Annotated in this window: 17 protein-coding genes; 5 read left to right on the forward strand and 12 right to left on the reverse strand. The window is 53.3% G+C overall.

Annotated elements, in window-relative coordinates:
• Positions 1-60: 60 nt before the first annotated feature.
• The 7 genes from Pan161_RS11860 to Pan161_RS11885 all read right to left on the reverse strand — a co-directional run bounded on the left by Pan161_RS11860 (position 61) and on the right by Pan161_RS11885 (position 6267).
• Positions 61-1263, reverse strand: coding sequence for a BaiN/RdsA family NAD(P)/FAD-dependent oxidoreductase (locus tag Pan161_RS11860; RefSeq protein ID WP_390620748.1), 1203 nt, complete (start codon positions 1261-1263; stop codon positions 61-63).
• Positions 1264-1441: 178 nt separating this feature from the next.
• The gene (locus tag Pan161_RS11865) at positions 1442-3184 is read right to left on the reverse strand and encodes a phosphate ABC transporter substrate-binding protein (protein ID WP_145227034.1); all 1743 of its coding nucleotides are present in this window, start codon (positions 3182-3184) and stop codon (positions 1442-1444) included.
• A 135-nt stretch (positions 3185-3319) separates the two neighbouring features.
• The gene (locus Pan161_RS11870) at positions 3320-3730 is read right to left on the reverse strand and encodes a host attachment family protein (RefSeq protein WP_145227036.1); all 411 of its coding nucleotides are present in this window, start codon (positions 3728-3730) and stop codon (positions 3320-3322) included.
• Positions 3731-4013: 283 nt separating this feature from the next.
• Positions 4014-4460: a CsbD family protein gene (locus tag Pan161_RS11875; protein ID WP_145227037.1), complete on the reverse strand. Its 447-nt coding sequence runs from the start codon at positions 4458-4460 to the stop codon at positions 4014-4016.
• 58 nt (positions 4461-4518) lie between these two features.
• Positions 4519-5010 (reverse strand): YciE/YciF ferroxidase family protein, encoded by a 492-nt coding sequence (locus tag Pan161_RS11880; protein WP_232103708.1) that lies wholly within the window; start codon positions 5008-5010, stop codon positions 4519-4521.
• A 104-nt stretch (positions 5011-5114) separates the two neighbouring features.
• Positions 5115-5249, reverse strand: a complete 135-nt coding sequence (locus tag Pan161_RS31230; protein ID WP_261342965.1) for a hypothetical protein — start codon at positions 5247-5249, stop codon at positions 5115-5117.
• Between the two features lie 55 nt (positions 5250-5304).
• Entirely contained in the window at positions 5305-6267 is a 963-nt protein-coding gene (locus Pan161_RS11885; RefSeq protein WP_145227039.1) for a hypothetical protein, read from the reverse strand.
• Between the two features lie 625 nt (positions 6268-6892).
• Between Pan161_RS11885 and Pan161_RS11890 the strand changes: the two genes are divergently transcribed.
• Both Pan161_RS11890 and Pan161_RS11895 read left to right on the forward strand, forming a co-directional pair.
• Positions 6893-7357 carry a hypothetical protein gene (locus tag Pan161_RS11890; RefSeq protein WP_145227041.1) on the forward strand — a complete coding sequence of 155 codons (465 nt, stop codon included), beginning with the start codon at positions 6893-6895 and terminating at the stop codon, positions 7355-7357.
• Between the two features lie 33 nt (positions 7358-7390).
• A complete protein-coding gene (locus Pan161_RS11895; protein ID WP_145227042.1) occupies positions 7391-7813 on the forward strand; it encodes a DUF1801 domain-containing protein in 423 nt (140 codons plus the stop codon).
• A 60-nt stretch (positions 7814-7873) separates the two neighbouring features.
• Here the strand turns inward: Pan161_RS11895 and Pan161_RS11900 are convergent, their stop codons facing one another.
• Genes Pan161_RS11900 through aroE form a run of 3 tightly spaced genes read right to left on the reverse strand, consistent with a single transcriptional unit; the run spans position 7874 to position 11214 of the window.
• Positions 7874-9154, reverse strand: coding sequence for a prepilin peptidase (locus Pan161_RS11900; protein ID WP_145227044.1), 1281 nt, complete (start codon positions 9152-9154; stop codon positions 7874-7876).
• 24 nt (positions 9155-9178) lie between these two features.
• Complete coding sequence (locus Pan161_RS11905) at positions 9179-9706, reverse strand: shikimate kinase (RefSeq protein WP_145227046.1); 528 nt, start codon at positions 9704-9706, stop codon at positions 9179-9181.
• Positions 9707-9717: 11 nt separating this feature from the next.
• Positions 9718-11214: a shikimate dehydrogenase gene (gene aroE / locus Pan161_RS11910; protein ID WP_145227048.1), complete on the reverse strand. Its 1497-nt coding sequence runs from the start codon at positions 11212-11214 to the stop codon at positions 9718-9720.
• 367 nt (positions 11215-11581) lie between these two features.
• Between aroE and Pan161_RS11915 the strand changes: the two genes are divergently transcribed.
• The 3 genes from Pan161_RS11915 (at position 11582) to Pan161_RS11925 (ending at position 13778) form a co-directional block, all read left to right on the forward strand.
• A complete protein-coding gene (locus Pan161_RS11915; protein WP_145227050.1) occupies positions 11582-12076 on the forward strand; it encodes a cupin domain-containing protein in 495 nt (164 codons plus the stop codon).
• Positions 12054-12626 (forward strand): TetR/AcrR family transcriptional regulator, encoded by a 573-nt coding sequence (locus tag Pan161_RS11920; RefSeq protein ID WP_145227052.1) that lies wholly within the window; start codon positions 12054-12056, stop codon positions 12624-12626. The genes Pan161_RS11915 and Pan161_RS11920 overlap by 23 nt, the downstream gene beginning before the upstream one ends.
• Before the next feature lie 189 nt (positions 12627-12815).
• The gene (locus Pan161_RS11925) at positions 12816-13778 is read left to right on the forward strand and encodes a prenyltransferase/squalene oxidase repeat-containing protein (RefSeq protein WP_197995838.1); all 963 of its coding nucleotides are present in this window, start codon (positions 12816-12818) and stop codon (positions 13776-13778) included.
• Positions 13779-14256: 478 nt separating this feature from the next.
• Here Pan161_RS11925 and Pan161_RS11930 read toward each other — a convergent pair whose 3' ends face one another.
• Positions 14257-14751 (reverse strand): Imm26 family immunity protein, encoded by a 495-nt coding sequence (locus tag Pan161_RS11930; protein ID WP_145227056.1) that lies wholly within the window; start codon positions 14749-14751, stop codon positions 14257-14259.
• Between the two features lie 10 nt (positions 14752-14761).
• Positions 14762-15397, reverse strand: coding sequence for a hypothetical protein (locus Pan161_RS11935; protein WP_145227058.1), 636 nt, complete (start codon positions 15395-15397; stop codon positions 14762-14764).
• Between the last annotated feature and the right edge of the window lie 660 nt (positions 15398-16057).

A 16057-nucleotide genomic window follows, 5' to 3' on the forward strand; every position in this document is an offset into this window, starting at 1 on the left:
AATGGTCTCTCACTGACATTGCCCTGATCACATTGTCTGACTGGTCTTTTTCGCATCCAGCTACATCGCATTGCCGGCGATCCAGGCTGTGGTCCAGGCGTTTTGGAAGTTGAAGCCGCCGGTGATGCCGTCGATGTCCAGGATTTCTCCTGCGAAATAAAGGCCCGGGCAGATGCGACTTTCCAGTGTGCGGAAATCGACTTCTTTCAGGTTCACGCCGCCACAGGTCACGAACTCTTCTTTGAAGACGCCTTTGCCGGCCACCTGGAATTCGCCGGCTGATAATTCTGTCACGAGCGCCTGCGTTGCCTTTTTGGAAAGTTCAGCCCAGCGAACAGGTTGCGGGCCGACGGCGTGATCGACGAGCGATTTCCATAACCGTTTTGGTAACGGCCACGGGCACGCCACATCGACTGTCTTTTTGGGATGAACTGCTTTGAAGGAATTCAGTTGTGCCCGAATCTTCTCGGCACGGGAACCCGCCAGCCAGTTGATGCGCAGCGTGGCGTTGTAATTCGCATCGTGCAATTCCCGGGCCGCCCACGCAGACAGTTTCAAAACGGCAGGACCACTTAAGCCCCAATGCGTCACCAGAATCGGCCCCGACTGGCGGAACGTCTTCGCATCGGTGACGAGCTGACAATCCACATGTTCCACCGCCACCCCTGGCAGGTTTTCGATCCGTGGATCCTGAACTTTGAATGTGAACAACGAGGGCACAGGGGGAACAATCTGATGCCCGAGGCTGCTCGTCAATTCGAAACCGGCGCGGCTGCCGCCGGTCGCCAGGAGAATCCGGTCCGCCTGCATTGTTTCGCCTGATTGCAGAGTGACCAGGAAGAGTGAGTCTGTTTTCTGAATCGACGACACGTTGGCGCGCAGACGAATCACCGCTCCCGCGTCTTCCGCTGCGCTTTGCAGACAATCGACAATGGTCGCGGAATCATCGGTTGTGGGAAACATCCGGCCATCCGACTCGGTTTTGGTCTGCACGCCGCGCGATTCAAACCAGCTGATGGTATCAGTAGGCTGAAACCGGCTGAAGGGACCACGCAGCGCTTTCCCGCCTCGCGGGTAGCTGTTGACCAGCTCGCGGGGCTCAAAGCAACTGTGAGTCAGGTTGCAGCGACCGCCGCCGGAAACGCGGACTTTCGCCAATACGGACGCAGCCGCTTCGAGGATCGTCACCTCGTGACCGTTTTCGGCAGCCGCAATTGCCCCGAAAAATCCCGCTGCGCCGCCGCCAATCACAATCACTTTCAATTTTCTTCGCCTCGGATGAAATGCCAAAATACGCGACCGACGTCGTGTGGTCCAGGAGATAAAAGGTGTCAGGAACCTTAACATTAAGGTTCCTGACACCTTTTATCTCCTCGCTACAGTAAAACTGGACACAGTCTAGCATTTCAACCGATTGATTTCACCCATGCGGCTTCTCTCTTTAATCCCTCTGATCTGAAATGGGGAACTGCTTAAACAGAACGCACCAGTTCCAGAGCGGATACGGTTCCCCTGCACGCGTGCCATAACCCGGGTCGGCAAATTGATAAATGGCTGTTTCGGGATCAGAATCTCGCAGATTTCCAAACGAGAAACCTCGGTATGCTGTGAGTATCTGCCCGGTCTCGAAATTTTTATTCTTGCGACGCTCCCGATTCTCAAAGCGGAGTATCGTTTTTCCCTCACTTTCAGCCACGTGTCGAATGGGTGCCTGTGCGTAAGCATCGCCGGCCAGCATGTTGGACACGAAGAAGGCACCTTCAGCCAGTAGCGGTTTGAGTTGAGGATCGAATTGTTGATTGAGGATCAGTTCGGTTGTGGACTGACCTTCGATGACAGGTCCCGTTCTGATCTGAGAAATTTTTCCAACTTGCCCCGCGTAAGGCAGTCCATAGCTGAGCGTAAAATGTGTACCTGTTGTGAGCGGAGAGACCAGTTGTATTCGCAGGCGGGAAGGCGATTCGAATTCAATGGCCTTGATCGCTGAGACAGCACGGGCACTGTTGCGAACCTGGAATCCATAGAGGGAGTGGTATCCTTCGCCTCTGACTAACTGTTCTCGCGGGAGAAATGTTTCATCTAATACCAGCGGTGGTCGTGGCACATGAAACTCGACCAGCACACTGGCACGATCCGGCGCAACCCAGGCTTTCAAGGGACGTAATGGCTGCCATGTTTCTCCCAGCTTGAGAACACGATGGATTACCTTGGCCACCTGTTCGCCAAACCAGCGTTCGCCATCGGCTGACATATGGATCGGGTCACCATATCGGCCGGCATAGCGACTGTTCATAGCACTCGCCACCATGTAATGCGGGCCGACCAGCGTAATGTGCGGGTCCTTATCCGCAGCCAGCAGTTGAGCCTCACCGGCGGTGCTCAATGTCTGATAGGTAAACAGCGGAATTTCATCGATTTGCCCGGTAATTAACTGCAAGTCATGCGACCATTGCTTGCGGTAGTCAACGAGCCGATCCCGATACCAGTGCAGTCCTGCGGGACGAGGAATTTCCTTGTCCCAGCGACTGGGATTAATCCCGCCTGTCGGCCCGGCATTGCCTTCCCCCTGCATCCAGATTAATGCCGCGATTCCAAACGTTTCACCCCTGGCTGCCGCTTGTGCTTGGGCGCGACGGGCATCATCCAGACTCGTTTGATAATAGCCGCCCCCATGCTGCCTGGGTTGCGGCGTACGAGGATCAGTCGATTGATCTACACTGGAAAGTTCATCAATCATCCGTCCCCCCTGACCTGCATAAGTCACTAAAAAATGAGGCGTCTTTTTCTGCCTCCCTTTCAGGTCCTGCTGAGAAGCGGTGAGACTGGACTTCAAATGGTCGGCCAGACCGTTGGCGATGGTCTCCCCCAGTCCGCCGTTGACTGTAGCTTTGAGTGGCACCAGGGAGAACTGTTCGGCAGGTCGCTCGTGTGGCTTGTCACAATATTTCCGATACGACCAGGTGCGGACGCCACGCTGGAACATATAGTTTCCCCAGTCACCATCGGAGTGCGTGACAACAGGCAGCGACTCGGCACCTTCACATAACGATTGCCCCATTAACCAGAGGCCCACAATGTCGCGCTGAAGGAGCGGCTGCTCCGAAGCGGGCTGCGGTCCCTCTGCGGAAAAAGAGTCGGTAACCGATAAAACCACAACGGTGACGAAAAGTAAAAGTGACTTCATTCTGATGAGAATCCTGCTGCTGACGTGTGATGTGAAAAACAAATACACCGCAGCTATAGCCTATCAGAATAAAAGCAATCGCGACAGCAGAGAGGCACAGGAATGCTTCACATCCCCTTTTATCCTCCCCGGAAGTTATCCGTTAGACAAATGCTGTTCCAACTCCTGCTTTGATAAGTTGACGAGAGTCTTCGGCAGTTCGCAGGTAATACGATCTGTGACTGCCTTGTTGAAGACTTCTCGCATCTGTCCCATGGTTTGCGGATCTGCAATGACAACGAGATCGCTGAACTTCCCGGCGTAGGCCATTGAATTCAATGCTTCGGCGGCGTGTTTCGCGAACGTCGCTTCCTGCGTCTGATCGTATGTCTGTTCCGGCGGACGCGAACCTGAAGGCCCCTCGTGCTTTTCATAATCCGGTTCAAGAACATCAACGGCTGTCAAAGCTAAACGATCATCTGCAGCAGATGCCGAAAACAATCGACCGCCTGTGCCATCAGCCACCAGGATATAGGCTCCATCGGGTATTGATACTTTATCCGTCATCGTATGCCCTTTCTATTCAATGTTGGGACTGCTGCGAATCAGGTAGTTGAACGCAGCGCTGGTTATTCGCAATGAAATTCTGCCTAGTGGAGTGTCATTTTTAAAATTTGGGTTGATAGATATCACGAGAGTGCGACAACGGAGCACGTAAACAACACCTCCCAACCCTCAATTTGTAGCTTGACAAAGCACTAGACTGTGTCCAGTTTTACTGTAGCGTCTCCAGAGCCATTTGGACCGAGTAGAATAGATTGAGAGACGCTATGGTTAAATGTGATGCGCTCTAGCGTTTCCAGCGATCATACCAGGACAATTCACGCTCGCGCTGGGCACCAATCGAGGTTCCGATTATCAAACCGCAGACAATGCCAACGCCCAGGGCAATGCCTACAGAGGCCAGTGGTTTTTGAGCTACCGTTTTGATCGTCTCGTTGTATCCCTGACGGGCCTGTTCGGTGGCCTTATCGTAGCGTTCTCGAACTGCTTCACCGGCTCCGCCAGCCAGTTCTGCGGCCTGACCACCGACCGAATCTACGGAGCCGCAACACTCTTCGTAGAATTCTTTGATCTGCTTTTGCGTCTGGCCAGTTTTTTTCTGAATCAAACCAGCAAGCTGGTCCAAATTGCCTTCGACCTGTTTGAGGTCGTTGTCTGTGATCTGACCATACTTTTTCTTAACCGCACCGGCGATCGTTTTCCACTTCCCACTAAGTTCTACCTTAGTTGCCATGATTAATCTCGTTTCAATTGAAGGTGTTGATTGTGTGTTTGAACGACGCAATTCGATGCTACGCGTTGGCAGCGGTATTAATCGCTTTACTGAGCTTCGTCAGATTCTTGTCAGCTTTTTCCTCATCGTCGAGATTCTGGCCGAGTTGCTTTTTCGCATTGGTGTATTCCAACTTTTCAGCCCACATGCAGAGTGTGCCGTAGGTTGCGATCTCATAATGTTCGACCTTCTGTGCCAGTGCGATGATGAGCGCGTCCATCACGTCAGGATCGGCTTCTTCCCTCATCATTGATTCGGCTTCTTCGATCAGTCCCGCCATGGCGTCGCACTTTTTCGCGCGAGCCGCCTTGCCTGTCTCCTCGAAAGCGTTCTCAACACGTTCGACGTGTTCCCGGGTCTGCTCCAGGTGATCTTCCAAAGCCTTGGTCAGCTTTTCACAGGACGCCTTTTTGACCATCTTGGGAAGGGCCTTCGTCAACTGCTTTTCAGCACTCAGTACGTCCTGCAGTTCGTCATGGAATGCATCCGCCAGTGTTTTCATTTTCGTCATCTTTAAGTTTCCGTATTGTAAAGTTAGAAGGGGAGTTAAATACTATTTAGTACTGACCGGGAGAGCATGCCAGCGGCCAGATTCATTGTCGTTCCGCCTGTTTACTACAGACGACCGGTCAACAATAGAACCAGCAGAATCAATAACAGCACTCCACCGATGCCACCAACGGCGACGCTTTTGAGCAGTGCGGATACCAGCAGCACGATGAGTAGTAATCCAAGTAAGCCGTAGCCCATGAGAATATTCCTTTGTTTGTATTTTGACTTTATATTGACGAAGAGTCAGGTTGCATTAACGGGCAACAACCCGGCTGCGTTCGACTGCGAGAGTATGCAGACGGACGGCAGTATGGCATCCCAGCATTACTCCGAAGATGGTTGCAATCAGCCCGAGCGCTGCCGTAACGAATGCGGCCCAAAGCACTGCCTGAGCATACGAACTCGCTGTTTCTACAGCCTTTGCCGTTGCTGCCTTGTACTCCTGAACCCGCTTCTCAACCTTGTTTTCGATAGTGCTTGACAGATTATTGACCTGCTGTTCGCTCAAATTGGTGTTGGCAGCGAGCGTGTCCCGTGCGGCTACAGCATCGTCGTTGATATAGCTCCAGCCAATTTGTTCCAGAGCGTTCGGATCCAACGCGTTGATTGCCTGACTGGCTTCTTCTTCAGTTAATGAAGCGCCGCCCGTGCCGGATGCGGCTTCGGCAATCTCCCGCTTGACGGCGGCACTGATACCACTCGTAACGCGATTCAAGCGTTGCGAGTTCATACTCGAAGGGTCAGGCAAAGAACCTGCTGCATTCGAGGCGGCTTCGGTTGCGGTTGCCACGATCGACGAGCCGGTATTCACCAGCCCGGAGATGCCCAGGTAGCTCAGAACCAACATCAAAACAGTGGCGGTACTCCACACTGCTATTCCATGTAGTAGACCTGCCTGATCATCATCCTGACCACAAAGGCGACCCGTGACGAGTCCACCGATGAAGAACGCTGCCAGCCCGGAGATTGTCATCCAGATCACGGCACTGATCCCAAAACCGTTGCCGAGTGCTTCCGCGTCTGTTCCGTCCAAAACACTGGCCCCAATCGCGGAGCCCAGCAGTGAGAGGAGCCAGAGGATCGCCGGGATGACGACAATACCACAAATGATTGCTGGCCAGCTTGCGTACAACCTGCGAGGGCCAACCGCATCGATTCGTTTTTCGTGAACGACGCTGCCAGGGGTGTCTTGTGAGACAGAGTGGTCAGTTAGCATGTGATTCCTCAATATGGTGAAAATGTTCTAATGGTCGGCTCACACCCCAAGGGCGGGATTGATGTATTGATGCATTTAGACAATGCACTTTTTGTGCCAGTGCCATTTAGATTGTGAGTCGAAGTTGACAGTCGCGTTTCAACCCGTGATAAGCTTAGGCATTTCACAAACGGACAAATTGACTCACCAGAATCAACGTCGAATATTAATCGATCACTGATTGCAATCCGCTCAGCGCGTGCGTTTTACGTTCAGTTTCTCTACGCGCCAGGGCTCCGTTATGCACAATTTTCGTACCTGTTAAACAGTTATTCTTCAGGCTGAAACATCGACGAACGGTCACGCATTTCAAGGCGTGCACGGACAAACTTCGATGAGGGGCTGCAACGAACGATTTCATTCCACGCATCCAGCAACTGGTACCACTATTCATACGCGGTACAGTAATAACGAGGTTCGTGTTTACAATGAATCCCAAGAACTTTCGATCCACATCCACTGTCCTGTTGACTAACACGAATGGAATTTAAGTTGATACTGGATCGACTGAATTTTAGTTGACACTATACAAAATGCTGGTAGATTGAGATGGAATCGTAGTTGACCTAGTTATCGTGATCCGCCTATGAATTGCACCGATATTGAATCGCGACCTGATTGTGAGTTTGTATACGTTCACAACGCAATCGTTAGTGTTCTTGCCAGATTCCTGGACCCGACTGTTCCGTGGGTCTGGATTCTCGGCCATTGTCCGAATCGGCATCTGCAATGGTGGAACACAACCGTCCCGTTAAACGACGGCGGCAGCATCTACACGGGAGCAGTGCGTGCCCTGAGCTTTGATCTGCAACTTTCAACCCGTGACTTCGTTTCCCGCGCCACAGATTTCGATGAACACGGCCTGGCATTGATTCAAAGCCACAAGCGAATGCCCGATACACTGTCGCTAGATGGCATTCCCGAATCGCAACAAACAAATGTCTTGCGGCAGAACGGTGGAACACTAAGAATGTATTTACCACATGCGATCGAAACCGCTCAGGTGCAAAGCTTTAAGAAAGGCTACCTCGAAACCGTGATCGGCACATAATCATCAGGGTACTTGATATAAAAGGGGATCCCCATGTCAAAGTTGAAAACGCAAAAGAACGATGCCAGCGTTGACCAGTTTCTTGCCGGGATTAAAGACGAACAGCAACGCGCCGACTGCCTGAGCCTGCTTGAGTTGATGAAGGAACTGACGGGAGAGCCGGCCGTCATGTGGGGAAAGACCAAGGTCGGCTTTGGCAGTTTTCACTACCGGGGGAAAACGTCAGAGGGAGACTGGTTCCATGTCGGTTTCTCTCCCCGCAAACAGGACCTGGTCCTCTACCTGCACTGCGAACTGGAGAAGCAGGCCGCGTTGCTGGAAAAACTGGGAAAGCACCAGATCGGCAAGTCCTGTCTCTACATCAAAAAGCTGGAAGACGCCCACCTGCCCACGCTCAAGAAGCTGATCACGAAGGCTTATAAATCCCCGGCGATTGCGGGCGCCACCATCGAATAGACACCGCCCGTGAAAAGTAGCATTCCAGTTTTGACGTAATGAGCCAGTCGGCAACTCAGTTCATCTGTTACCGTTTTTCCATTGATGATAGTGCTGCGTTCCCCGCCCGGCACGGGTGTGTGCGTTTATGGTCAGATCCCAGCGGCCCTGGGTTTCGTTGACGTTTTCGCCCGACTGATAGGTGAGCTGATCGGCGGACGTCCATTCTTCGACCCATTCTTCCTCATAATGCAGGGGGATGCCCAGCATCCATTTGACCATTTGTGTCGTCATCAGGCAGGCTCCCAAAAGCAGCAGCATCACGATTGCCAGGATCGGGAGCAGTGGACCGAAGTGGCAGATGCGTTCGATGAACGGCCAGATCTTCGGCCAGCCCAGCAGTACCAGCAGCGCGCCCAGGCTGAGATAAGGGCCAAACGGGATTTCGCGCGACTGTTTGAAAAAGATGGAAACCGCCACAACAGCCAGGGCACACAGAGGCGAGATGACAAACACGGTCACCGTGGCCTGCCAGCCGAGAAAGCTGCCGATCACCGCCATTAAAATGACATCGCCGAAGCCCATCGCTTCCTGACGCAGCGTCCACTGGCCGATAATTCGCACAGCCCAGACAACTCCCCCGCCGACGATCAGTCCAACCAGGCTGACGGCCAGTCCGTGCAGATGCGGATACAGGCTGACCCACTGCGGCACTTTTTCGACGACGAATGCACTGCGATACTGTTCGGGAAAATAGATGCCCAGCAGACGCACGACCGAGGGTTCCTGAAACCAGACCGGCACCAGATACAGCAGACCAAACACAAACGAGCCGACGACGCCGATGAACATGGCGGGCAGCGTCGCACCGTCGGGAATGATTTTGAGATCGAAGTCGATAAAGGTCGCGACCATCAGCGATTCAATGAGGACCAGATGAAAGGCATACCGCAGATTGAGCAGCATGACGGGTGTCATCCACGAGTTCACTGCCAGCGGATCGGGGGCATACAGCGTAAACAGACCACTCTGCTGCAATGTCGCCTGGGCACTCAACGGGACTTCCGCCAGATACAGGAGCACAAAGATCACGCCGTTCAACAGTTCGACCAGCGCTTCCCGCTGAGAACGCCGGTAGGGGAATGCCGAGTGGGGAGCACGCGTTAAATAAACGCCGATAATGGGTATGTGATAGCGTGACCAGAGATGACGCAAGCGCCGGCCGACGCGTCTCCAGGCAGGTCCGACTCGCTCCTCGCGAGGAATTTCTTCAATACAAATATTGACAATCCGCCCCAGGCAGGCCCCCAGCAGAAACAGCAGCACGAGCAGAAAATAAGGATTGATGCCAAACGGAGTCATAGGAGTTGAAACTTTCGTCGTGCCTTACGAGGGAGAATCCAGAGCGGAAATGATTTCATCGACGATTTGTGCTACGGATTTGTCATCGGTCTGAATCACAATCGTGGCAGCTTCGTGATACAGGGGTTCGCGCTGTTCGAGCAGATGTTGTATCTCTTCGCGCTGGGAAGCACGCGTCGTCAATGCCGGACGGCGGCTGCCTGTGGTGGCATCCTGATTGATCCGCTGTTCCAGTTTTTCCACACTGGCGTTGAGCCAGACTACCGGGCCGGCGGTTCGCATGTCGGCGCGGGTCTCTGCATTCAGAATTGCCCCGCCGCCCGCAGCGATGATGAGTGACTCCCGGGAAAGCAGATCCTGCATGACGGCCCGTTCCAGTTGGCGAAAGTGAGGTTCTCCCTCCTCGGCAAAGATCTCAGTGATCGATTTTCCCGCGCGGCGTTCAATTTCGTCGTCGGCGTCGATCCAGTCTGCAGCCTGCCTGGCGGCCAGGGGGGCGGCGACACTGCTTTTGCCGCTGCCCCGATAGCCGATCAATGTGATTACCGTCATGCTCTAGCCCCTTATAGTTTTCCGACGGCGGAAATCCCTTTTCGCAGGGTGTTCCGCATGACTTCCAGCGGGGCTTCTTTGCCGGTAAACATTTTGTACTGGGCGGCTGCCTGGCGAACGAACATTTCTATTCCCGAAACCGTTTTGCAACCCCGCTCCCGGGCCTGTTTGAGGAGCAGCGTGTTTTCCGGATTGTAAACGGTGTCGAAAACCAGCATTTCTTCCTGCATGAAGTTCTGCGCGAAAGGGGTGTCGTTCACATTGGGATACATGCCTACCGCGGTGCCGTTGATGAGAATGTCATAACGACCGCTGCCCCGGTTTTCCCAGGTGGAATGATTACAGCCCAGATCTTTTGCCAGTTTTTCTCCACGTAGTCGACTCCGGTTGGAGATCGTTAAAGCACCTCCGGCCCCCACGATGCCTGCACCAATGGCCCGCGAGACACCGCCGGCGCCTAACAGCAGCACCTGTTTGCCGTTGATCGGGTCGGCAGTGGCTTTCCCCTGGGGGTCGAGTCCGAGGCGAATGCTGTCGAGGGCCGCATCGTAGTCGGTATTACGGGCCTGCCAGGCGTTTTTCTCATCTTTGAACAGCGTGTTGGCGACTCCCATTTTTTTCGAAGCGTCGTCAGCTTTGTCGGCCAGTTCCAGCGCCCCGGCTTTGTGGGGAATCGTCACGCTGTAGCCCTGCACGTTGAGCCATTCGAATTCTTTGAGTGTCTCTTTGAGTCGGTCTTTGGGAATGCGGAACGGCAGGTAAACTGCATCGAGTTTGTCGTGCTTAAAGGCGATGTTATGAATCAGCGGACTCAGGCTGTGCGCGATTGGATCGCCGATGACGCCGTACACGGGGGTCTCGGGACCGATTTCATCGTAGCGGTATATTCGCGACATTTCCGAGTAAGACAGTTGCCCGGGTGCCAGTTCGCGTTCGCGGCTGAAGGTGGCATACGTGAAGGGAGAACCATACTTCCCGCAGAGAATACGGCTGATCACGCCATACTCGCCCATGCAGAAACCGATGGTGGGCACCTTCGCATTCGCGACCAGTTGCAGCATCCGCACCGAATCGCCGGGCGAATTGGCCATGGTGACCAGCTTGACGATGTCCGGATCCTTTTTACACATCGCGGCGTGGATCTCTTCGATGTCGTCGGGGGTTTCATCGAAATTGTGATGACTGATGATACGTTTGGTTTTGCCGTAACGGGGGATAGAGCCGGCGATGTCGTCTTCAATGTCAACATATTCGACTTCGGAGACAATCGCGGTGCGCAGCAGCGCCTGCCGCTGATCTTCCGTTTTGTTCCAGCGGCCTTTGTCTTCGGGGCGACGGCAGGTGACGACCACCGGCGTCGGTCTGTCTTTGATCAGGCGGCTCACATCGGGAGCGCGGGCGATCCAGTCCAGCCGCAGTTCTACCAGTTCCGCCCCTTTTTCTGCGAGGGAGCGGTGTTCCATCATCACCATTTTGTGTCGGGTTCGACCGATGCTGACACAAATCATTGAATTACTTCAACTTTCTATAAGGAGCCGAACTGTCGGCGAACATGATTTTTAACGCAGGTTCCTGACAGGCAGACGAATGAACAACAGAGAGAGCGACCAGTGTACCCAATTTCTGACGCTGACTCAAACAAGTACCTGCCTCAGAGACCCGTTTATTATAGCGAATCACCGTCGTTTTCAGCTGATGATGCCTGACCTGAGGGGATTGCTATCCAGAAACCACAGCGATTTCGTTACTCACCCCTCCGGTTATGCGGCCTGCAGGGATTTTTCCGAATATGAAAACGGGATTGACTTAATATAACGCACGTTATATAACGATCGTTACATTTACATTCCAATCTGATTTGCAGGGAGAACCAGGATGAGTCAAGTGGGTGAAGAAGTACTGCACGGCGAGGGATACGACTGTTTTGCAGCGGGGCCACTGGAGAGCTGGACGCGGTTTCGGCTGTCGCCTCCCGAAACGCCGATGGCGGCGCGGGGAAAATATTTTCTGCGGAAGTATCTGAATTCGGACGGGCTGGAGATGTCTGTTAATGCATTGCCCGCGGGCGGCGAGATGCCGTTCGTACATTGCCATAAGGAGAACGACGAGATTTATTTCGTCATTCAGGGGCGGGGACAGTTCCAGGCGGGCACGGAAGTGTTCGACGTGTCGGAGGGATTCTTTATCCGACTTTCGCCGGAAGTGCCCCGGGTCTGGCGAAACAACTCGGAAGAACCGTTATACTATCTGGTAATCCAGTACCGTGCCGACAGTTGTGTGACCGGCACGATACAGGATGGCCAAATCCTGAACGATTACCCGATTGCCTGGAAAGCAGACCCCGAACATGACGTCCCCCACGGATCGTAAAACCCGTTCCCGCAAAAACATTCTGAACGCCGCGCTCAGGATGTTTAAGCGCCAGGGGTATGTCGGGAGTGGAGTGGACGGCATTATGGAAGAAGCCGGGATGACCTCGGGTGCGTTTTACGGTCACTTCGATTCGAAAACGGATGTGCTGGGCGCAGCGCTGGTGCAGTCATTCATTGAAGATCAGGCAGCGATGAACGGGGCGCTCAGTGAATCGGAAACGCCGGAGCAACTGATCGAGATCATGCGACGGTACCTGTCGAGCAAACATTGCGAGCATGTGGAGGAGGGCTGTTCGATCCCTCCTCTGCTGTCCGACCTGGGCCGGGCCGATGAAGAAACGAAAGCGCAGTTTGAAGAAGTGATCCAGTGGATGGTCACGCAGTTCGAAGAACGATCCCACAACGAATTCACCCGACAGCAAATACTCTCGACTCTGGCGCTCTGTTTTGGAGGCCTGTCACTGGCACGGGCCGTCAAGTCCCCTGCCCTGGCCCGGCAGATCCTGTCCGCGTGCCGCAAGAATCTGCCGATTCAGAAGGAAAAGTGATCGCCGTTCTGCTCAGTTATTGTATTTTCTTCTGTTCCACACTGAGTCAACGTACCGTAGGTTTGACCTGACAGAAAACAATGTTGATTCACTGGTGTTTTTCCTGCGGGCGGGATTATATAATTGAGGTACCGTAAAAGATTGCTTTTCTCTTTCTGCTGACGCATCACTTAAGAAATGGCTCTCACCATGTTTGCATTCAGCTCGCTGCTACTGACACTTTCCATCGGTGCCCTGCCCGACGCACAGCCGACTACCGTTCAGATTCGCGAAACGGTGCAACGCAGTATTCCCTTTATCGAAGAAAAAGGACTGTGGTGGATTGAAGAAAAGAAATGCGTGACCTGCCATCGTGTGGGCAATATGGTCTGGAGCCTGCAGGCCGCGAAACAGAGTGGCTTTACCGTCAGTGATCGCCTGGCGGAATGGAGACAGTGGTCGATTGATAAGTCGCTTGCGGAAAACGACAAAGGGAAGATCACCGGCCTGGGTAATAAAGAAGGGGTGGCGCAGCTTTTATTGAGCATGGACCAAGCTGAAAATGGAGCGGCACAGAAAGAAACCCGCAATAAACTGGCGGCGATTCTACTGGAAGATCAGCAGCCCGACGGCGCCTGGAAGGCGGGAGGCCAACTCCCGTTTCAGAAACGACCCGCGGCGGAAACGAACGCTGTTTCCACCATGTGGCTAACGCTGGCATTGCTGGCTGAGGGAAAGAACGAAGCCAGTGCTCCTGTGATGACCAATGCTCTGAAATTCATCCAGACGAGTTCGCCGGGTAAAAGTGTCGAATGGTATGCCCTACGCTTATTACTGGCCGTCCAGACGGGAGAGACCGAAGTGCGGGACCAGTTGGTGAAGCAGCTCCGCAGCCAGCAACATGCGGACGGCGGCTGGGGCTGGATGGTTACCGACGACAGCGATGCGCTGGGAACGGGTCTGGCTTTGTATGCACTGGTTTCTGCAGGCGTCGATCGACAGGACCCTGTGATCAAAGGGGCGCAACAGTTTCTGGTGAGCACGCAACGCGACGATGGTTCGTGGCCGGTGCACGGGACCAAAGAAAAGAAAAAAGCGAGCGTGCAGGAGACCGCCGTCTATTGGGGGACGACCTGGGCGGTCATCGGGCTGGTGGAGAGTTTGCCGCGGTAACTGCTTTTCTGAAACATTCTGCTCGCTTGGCCCGGTAGATTCATTTTTCTACCACGAAGGCACGAAGTGAGCGTGAGCGTCTACAACTGTGAGAGCGATGTAGAGTAGCCGGCGGATGGCACCGAATGTAATCCGGGGCGACTCGACTTTCATTCACATTAGCCGTACGGCGTTAGCCGCGGTTTCTACGATTTCGTCTGGCCGTGCCGAGTATAGTAGCAGCCTTGTTTCGGAGGGAACGCGGCAGCGGCGACCTCCTGCTCGCTGCGCTCGGCCCGGATTATATCCGGGCTCACCCTCTTTTTTCTTTCGTGTGGTTTCGTGATTTTCGTGGTAGAAATATCTAACTCGAAAGTTTCACAGGCCCCTATCGAGGTCTGAAACCTGCTTTTACGATTTCACTGACAGTTTCCTGTTGTCTGCGACAACCCCGGATTACATCCGGGGCTACCCGCTACAGCGGTAGAGCGATGAAGAGTTACCCGTTTTGACTCTGAAAGGAAGGATCCAGTTTCATGGTCAGGATGTCTTCAACGTATTTATACCCCATGACCCCATCTTCCGGATAGGCGTCGATGTCAACCTCACCGCGAGTTGAGACACTGATCAACTTCTCCGCAAGTGTATCTTCATCGTATTCAACCAGTTCTACCCGGTCACTCTCATCCTCTGTGTTAATCAACATCGGCATCGGCCAGTCCTTACGTTGAAACGACTTTATGTTGCCCAGTTGTTTCCATTCTCCGATGCACAGCCCCATACCACTGAAAATGCCAGCAAGAACAGTCTCCTCAATGCAAAGTTGGCTTTCATCAAGGGTAGCGGGAATTGAATCCAGACAGGGACCGAAAAAATATCCAAAGATCCCCAACTCTTCATCAGATCGCGCAACGACACCTCGAGCATACTTTCCATTTTTGAGCGGAACACAAAATACGGTACCGTTACTGTAATTGTTGACGTATTTTGGCATCAGCTTCGAACTACTCCAGGTTCCAGGCGGTCATGTCATCCAGCAGGAGCGTGTTGCCTTTCATGATGAAGCGGTAGCCGGTTTTGTTGACGTCGAGTGAAGGGTGCCGACCTTCCACGTTTAAACCATTGTCCAGTTGGGCAATGACTCGATCTCCCTGCATTTCCAGTTGCAGTGTGTACCACTTGCCCGGTTCCAGTGTGCCTTTGGCCTGTGCCAGGGTGATGGGTTTCGACTTGGGGTCTTTCTTGTTTTTGTCGGTCCGCAGCGTCATGCCTGATTCGTCGAGGATGACCCGAAACAGATGCCCTTTGGGATGATTCAGGCTCAGATGAAAAAAGTCCGCGTCTTTCAACTGGAACGAACAACGGATAATGGAATTCCGATGTGGCAGCTTCCAGGTCAAAACAGCCGCGTGTTTGTCGGCTTTCAATTCTTTGCCCGTCAGCACGCCGTCTGTCACCGTCCACTCCCCCTTCGCGGCGGCCCACTGTTTGCTGAGTTTGGGTTTGTCGAAGGTCTCAACTGCCGTCGGTTCGCCGGTCTTGCCCAGCACGGGTTTGAGAGGCGAATTCTTCTCCGCTTTGAGCAGAGAGGGAACGAGTAATGTCAAAGCCAGGCAGCAGCAGGAAACATGTTTCAACATGAGCGGAACTACTTTCTTGAAGTGAGTTGATCTGAATGGGATAAACAACCGACTCCAGTTTAACAATCCGATCACCACAAGGGGTAAACAAATCTGGAAAACTTTTCTGCGACATTCTGGTGTTTACTGACAAGAGGCGGACTAATTATTTTTCTACCACGAAAGGCACGAAAATACACGAAATGCATTGATTCGCTGCCAGTTTCTGTTGTCTGCGATAAGGCCGGATTGCATCCGGGGCGACCCGATTTTCTTTCACAGGAGCCGTACGGCGTAAGACGCGGTTTCTGCGATTTCGTCTGGCCGTGCCGAGTACAGTTGCAGCCCTGTTTCGAATTGAACGTAACAGCTGCAACCTCCTGCTCGCTCCGCTCGGCCCGGATTTTATCCGGGCTCACCCTTTCTTTCACATGAGTCATACAGCGTTAGTCGCGGTTTCTGCAGATCGGAAGACAACCGGAGCTAACGCGCTGCGGCTAATTGGGAACGCTTTATGGTTTATTTTTAGAGCCACCACCCACTTTTTCTTTCGTGTCGTTTCGTGTTTTTCGTGGTAGAAAAATCAACTTCGATGGTTCCATCGGTTCCCGTTGCTTTGTGAAACTGGTTCGAACTTCGCCCGTCGGGCGGACACGTGGATACCGCCCGTATGGCAAGGCA

The organism is Gimesia algae (assembly GCF_007746795.1).
GTDB classification, from domain to species: Bacteria; Planctomycetota; Planctomycetia; order Planctomycetales; family Planctomycetaceae; genus Gimesia; species Gimesia algae.

Coding starts and splice junctions, on each gene's coding strand:
- Pan161_RS11865 (WP_145227034.1), bottom strand. CDS start 3,184: ATGAAGTCACTTTTACTTTTCGTCACCGTTGTGGTTTTATCGGTTACC.
- Pan161_RS11870 (WP_145227036.1), bottom strand. CDS start 3,730: ATGACGGATAAAGTATCAATACCCGATGGAGCCTATATCCTGGTGGCT.
- Pan161_RS11875 (WP_145227037.1), bottom strand. CDS start 4,460: ATGGCAACTAAGGTAGAACTTAGTGGGAAGTGGAAAACGATCGCCGGT.
- Pan161_RS11880 (WP_232103708.1), bottom strand. CDS start 5,010: ATGACGAAAATGAAAACACTGGCGGATGCATTCCATGACGAACTGCAG.
- Pan161_RS31230 (WP_261342965.1), bottom strand. CDS start 5,249: ATGGGCTACGGCTTACTTGGATTACTACTCATCGTGCTGCTGGTATCC.
- Pan161_RS11885 (WP_145227039.1), bottom strand. CDS start 6,267: ATGCTAACTGACCACTCTGTCTCACAAGACACCCCTGGCAGCGTCGTT.
- Pan161_RS11890 (WP_145227041.1), top strand. CDS start 6,893: ATGAATTGCACCGATATTGAATCGCGACCTGATTGTGAGTTTGTATAC.
- Pan161_RS11895 (WP_145227042.1), top strand. CDS start 7,391: ATGTCAAAGTTGAAAACGCAAAAGAACGATGCCAGCGTTGACCAGTTT.
- Pan161_RS11900 (WP_145227044.1), bottom strand. CDS start 9,154: ATGACTCCGTTTGGCATCAATCCTTATTTTCTGCTCGTGCTGCTGTTT.
- Pan161_RS11905 (WP_145227046.1), bottom strand. CDS start 9,706: ATGACGGTAATCACATTGATCGGCTATCGGGGCAGCGGCAAAAGCAGT.
- aroE (WP_145227048.1), bottom strand. CDS start 11,214: ATGATTTGTGTCAGCATCGGTCGAACCCGACACAAAATGGTGATGATG.
- Pan161_RS11915 (WP_145227050.1), top strand. CDS start 11,582: ATGAGTCAAGTGGGTGAAGAAGTACTGCACGGCGAGGGATACGACTGT.
- Pan161_RS11920 (WP_145227052.1), top strand. CDS start 12,054: ATGACGTCCCCCACGGATCGTAAAACCCGTTCCCGCAAAAACATTCTG.
- Pan161_RS11925 (WP_197995838.1), top strand. CDS start 12,816: ATGTTTGCATTCAGCTCGCTGCTACTGACACTTTCCATCGGTGCCCTG.
- Pan161_RS11930 (WP_145227056.1), bottom strand. CDS start 14,751: ATGCCAAAATACGTCAACAATTACAGTAACGGTACCGTATTTTGTGTT.
- Pan161_RS11935 (WP_145227058.1), bottom strand. CDS start 15,397: ATGTTGAAACATGTTTCCTGCTGCTGCCTGGCTTTGACATTACTCGTT.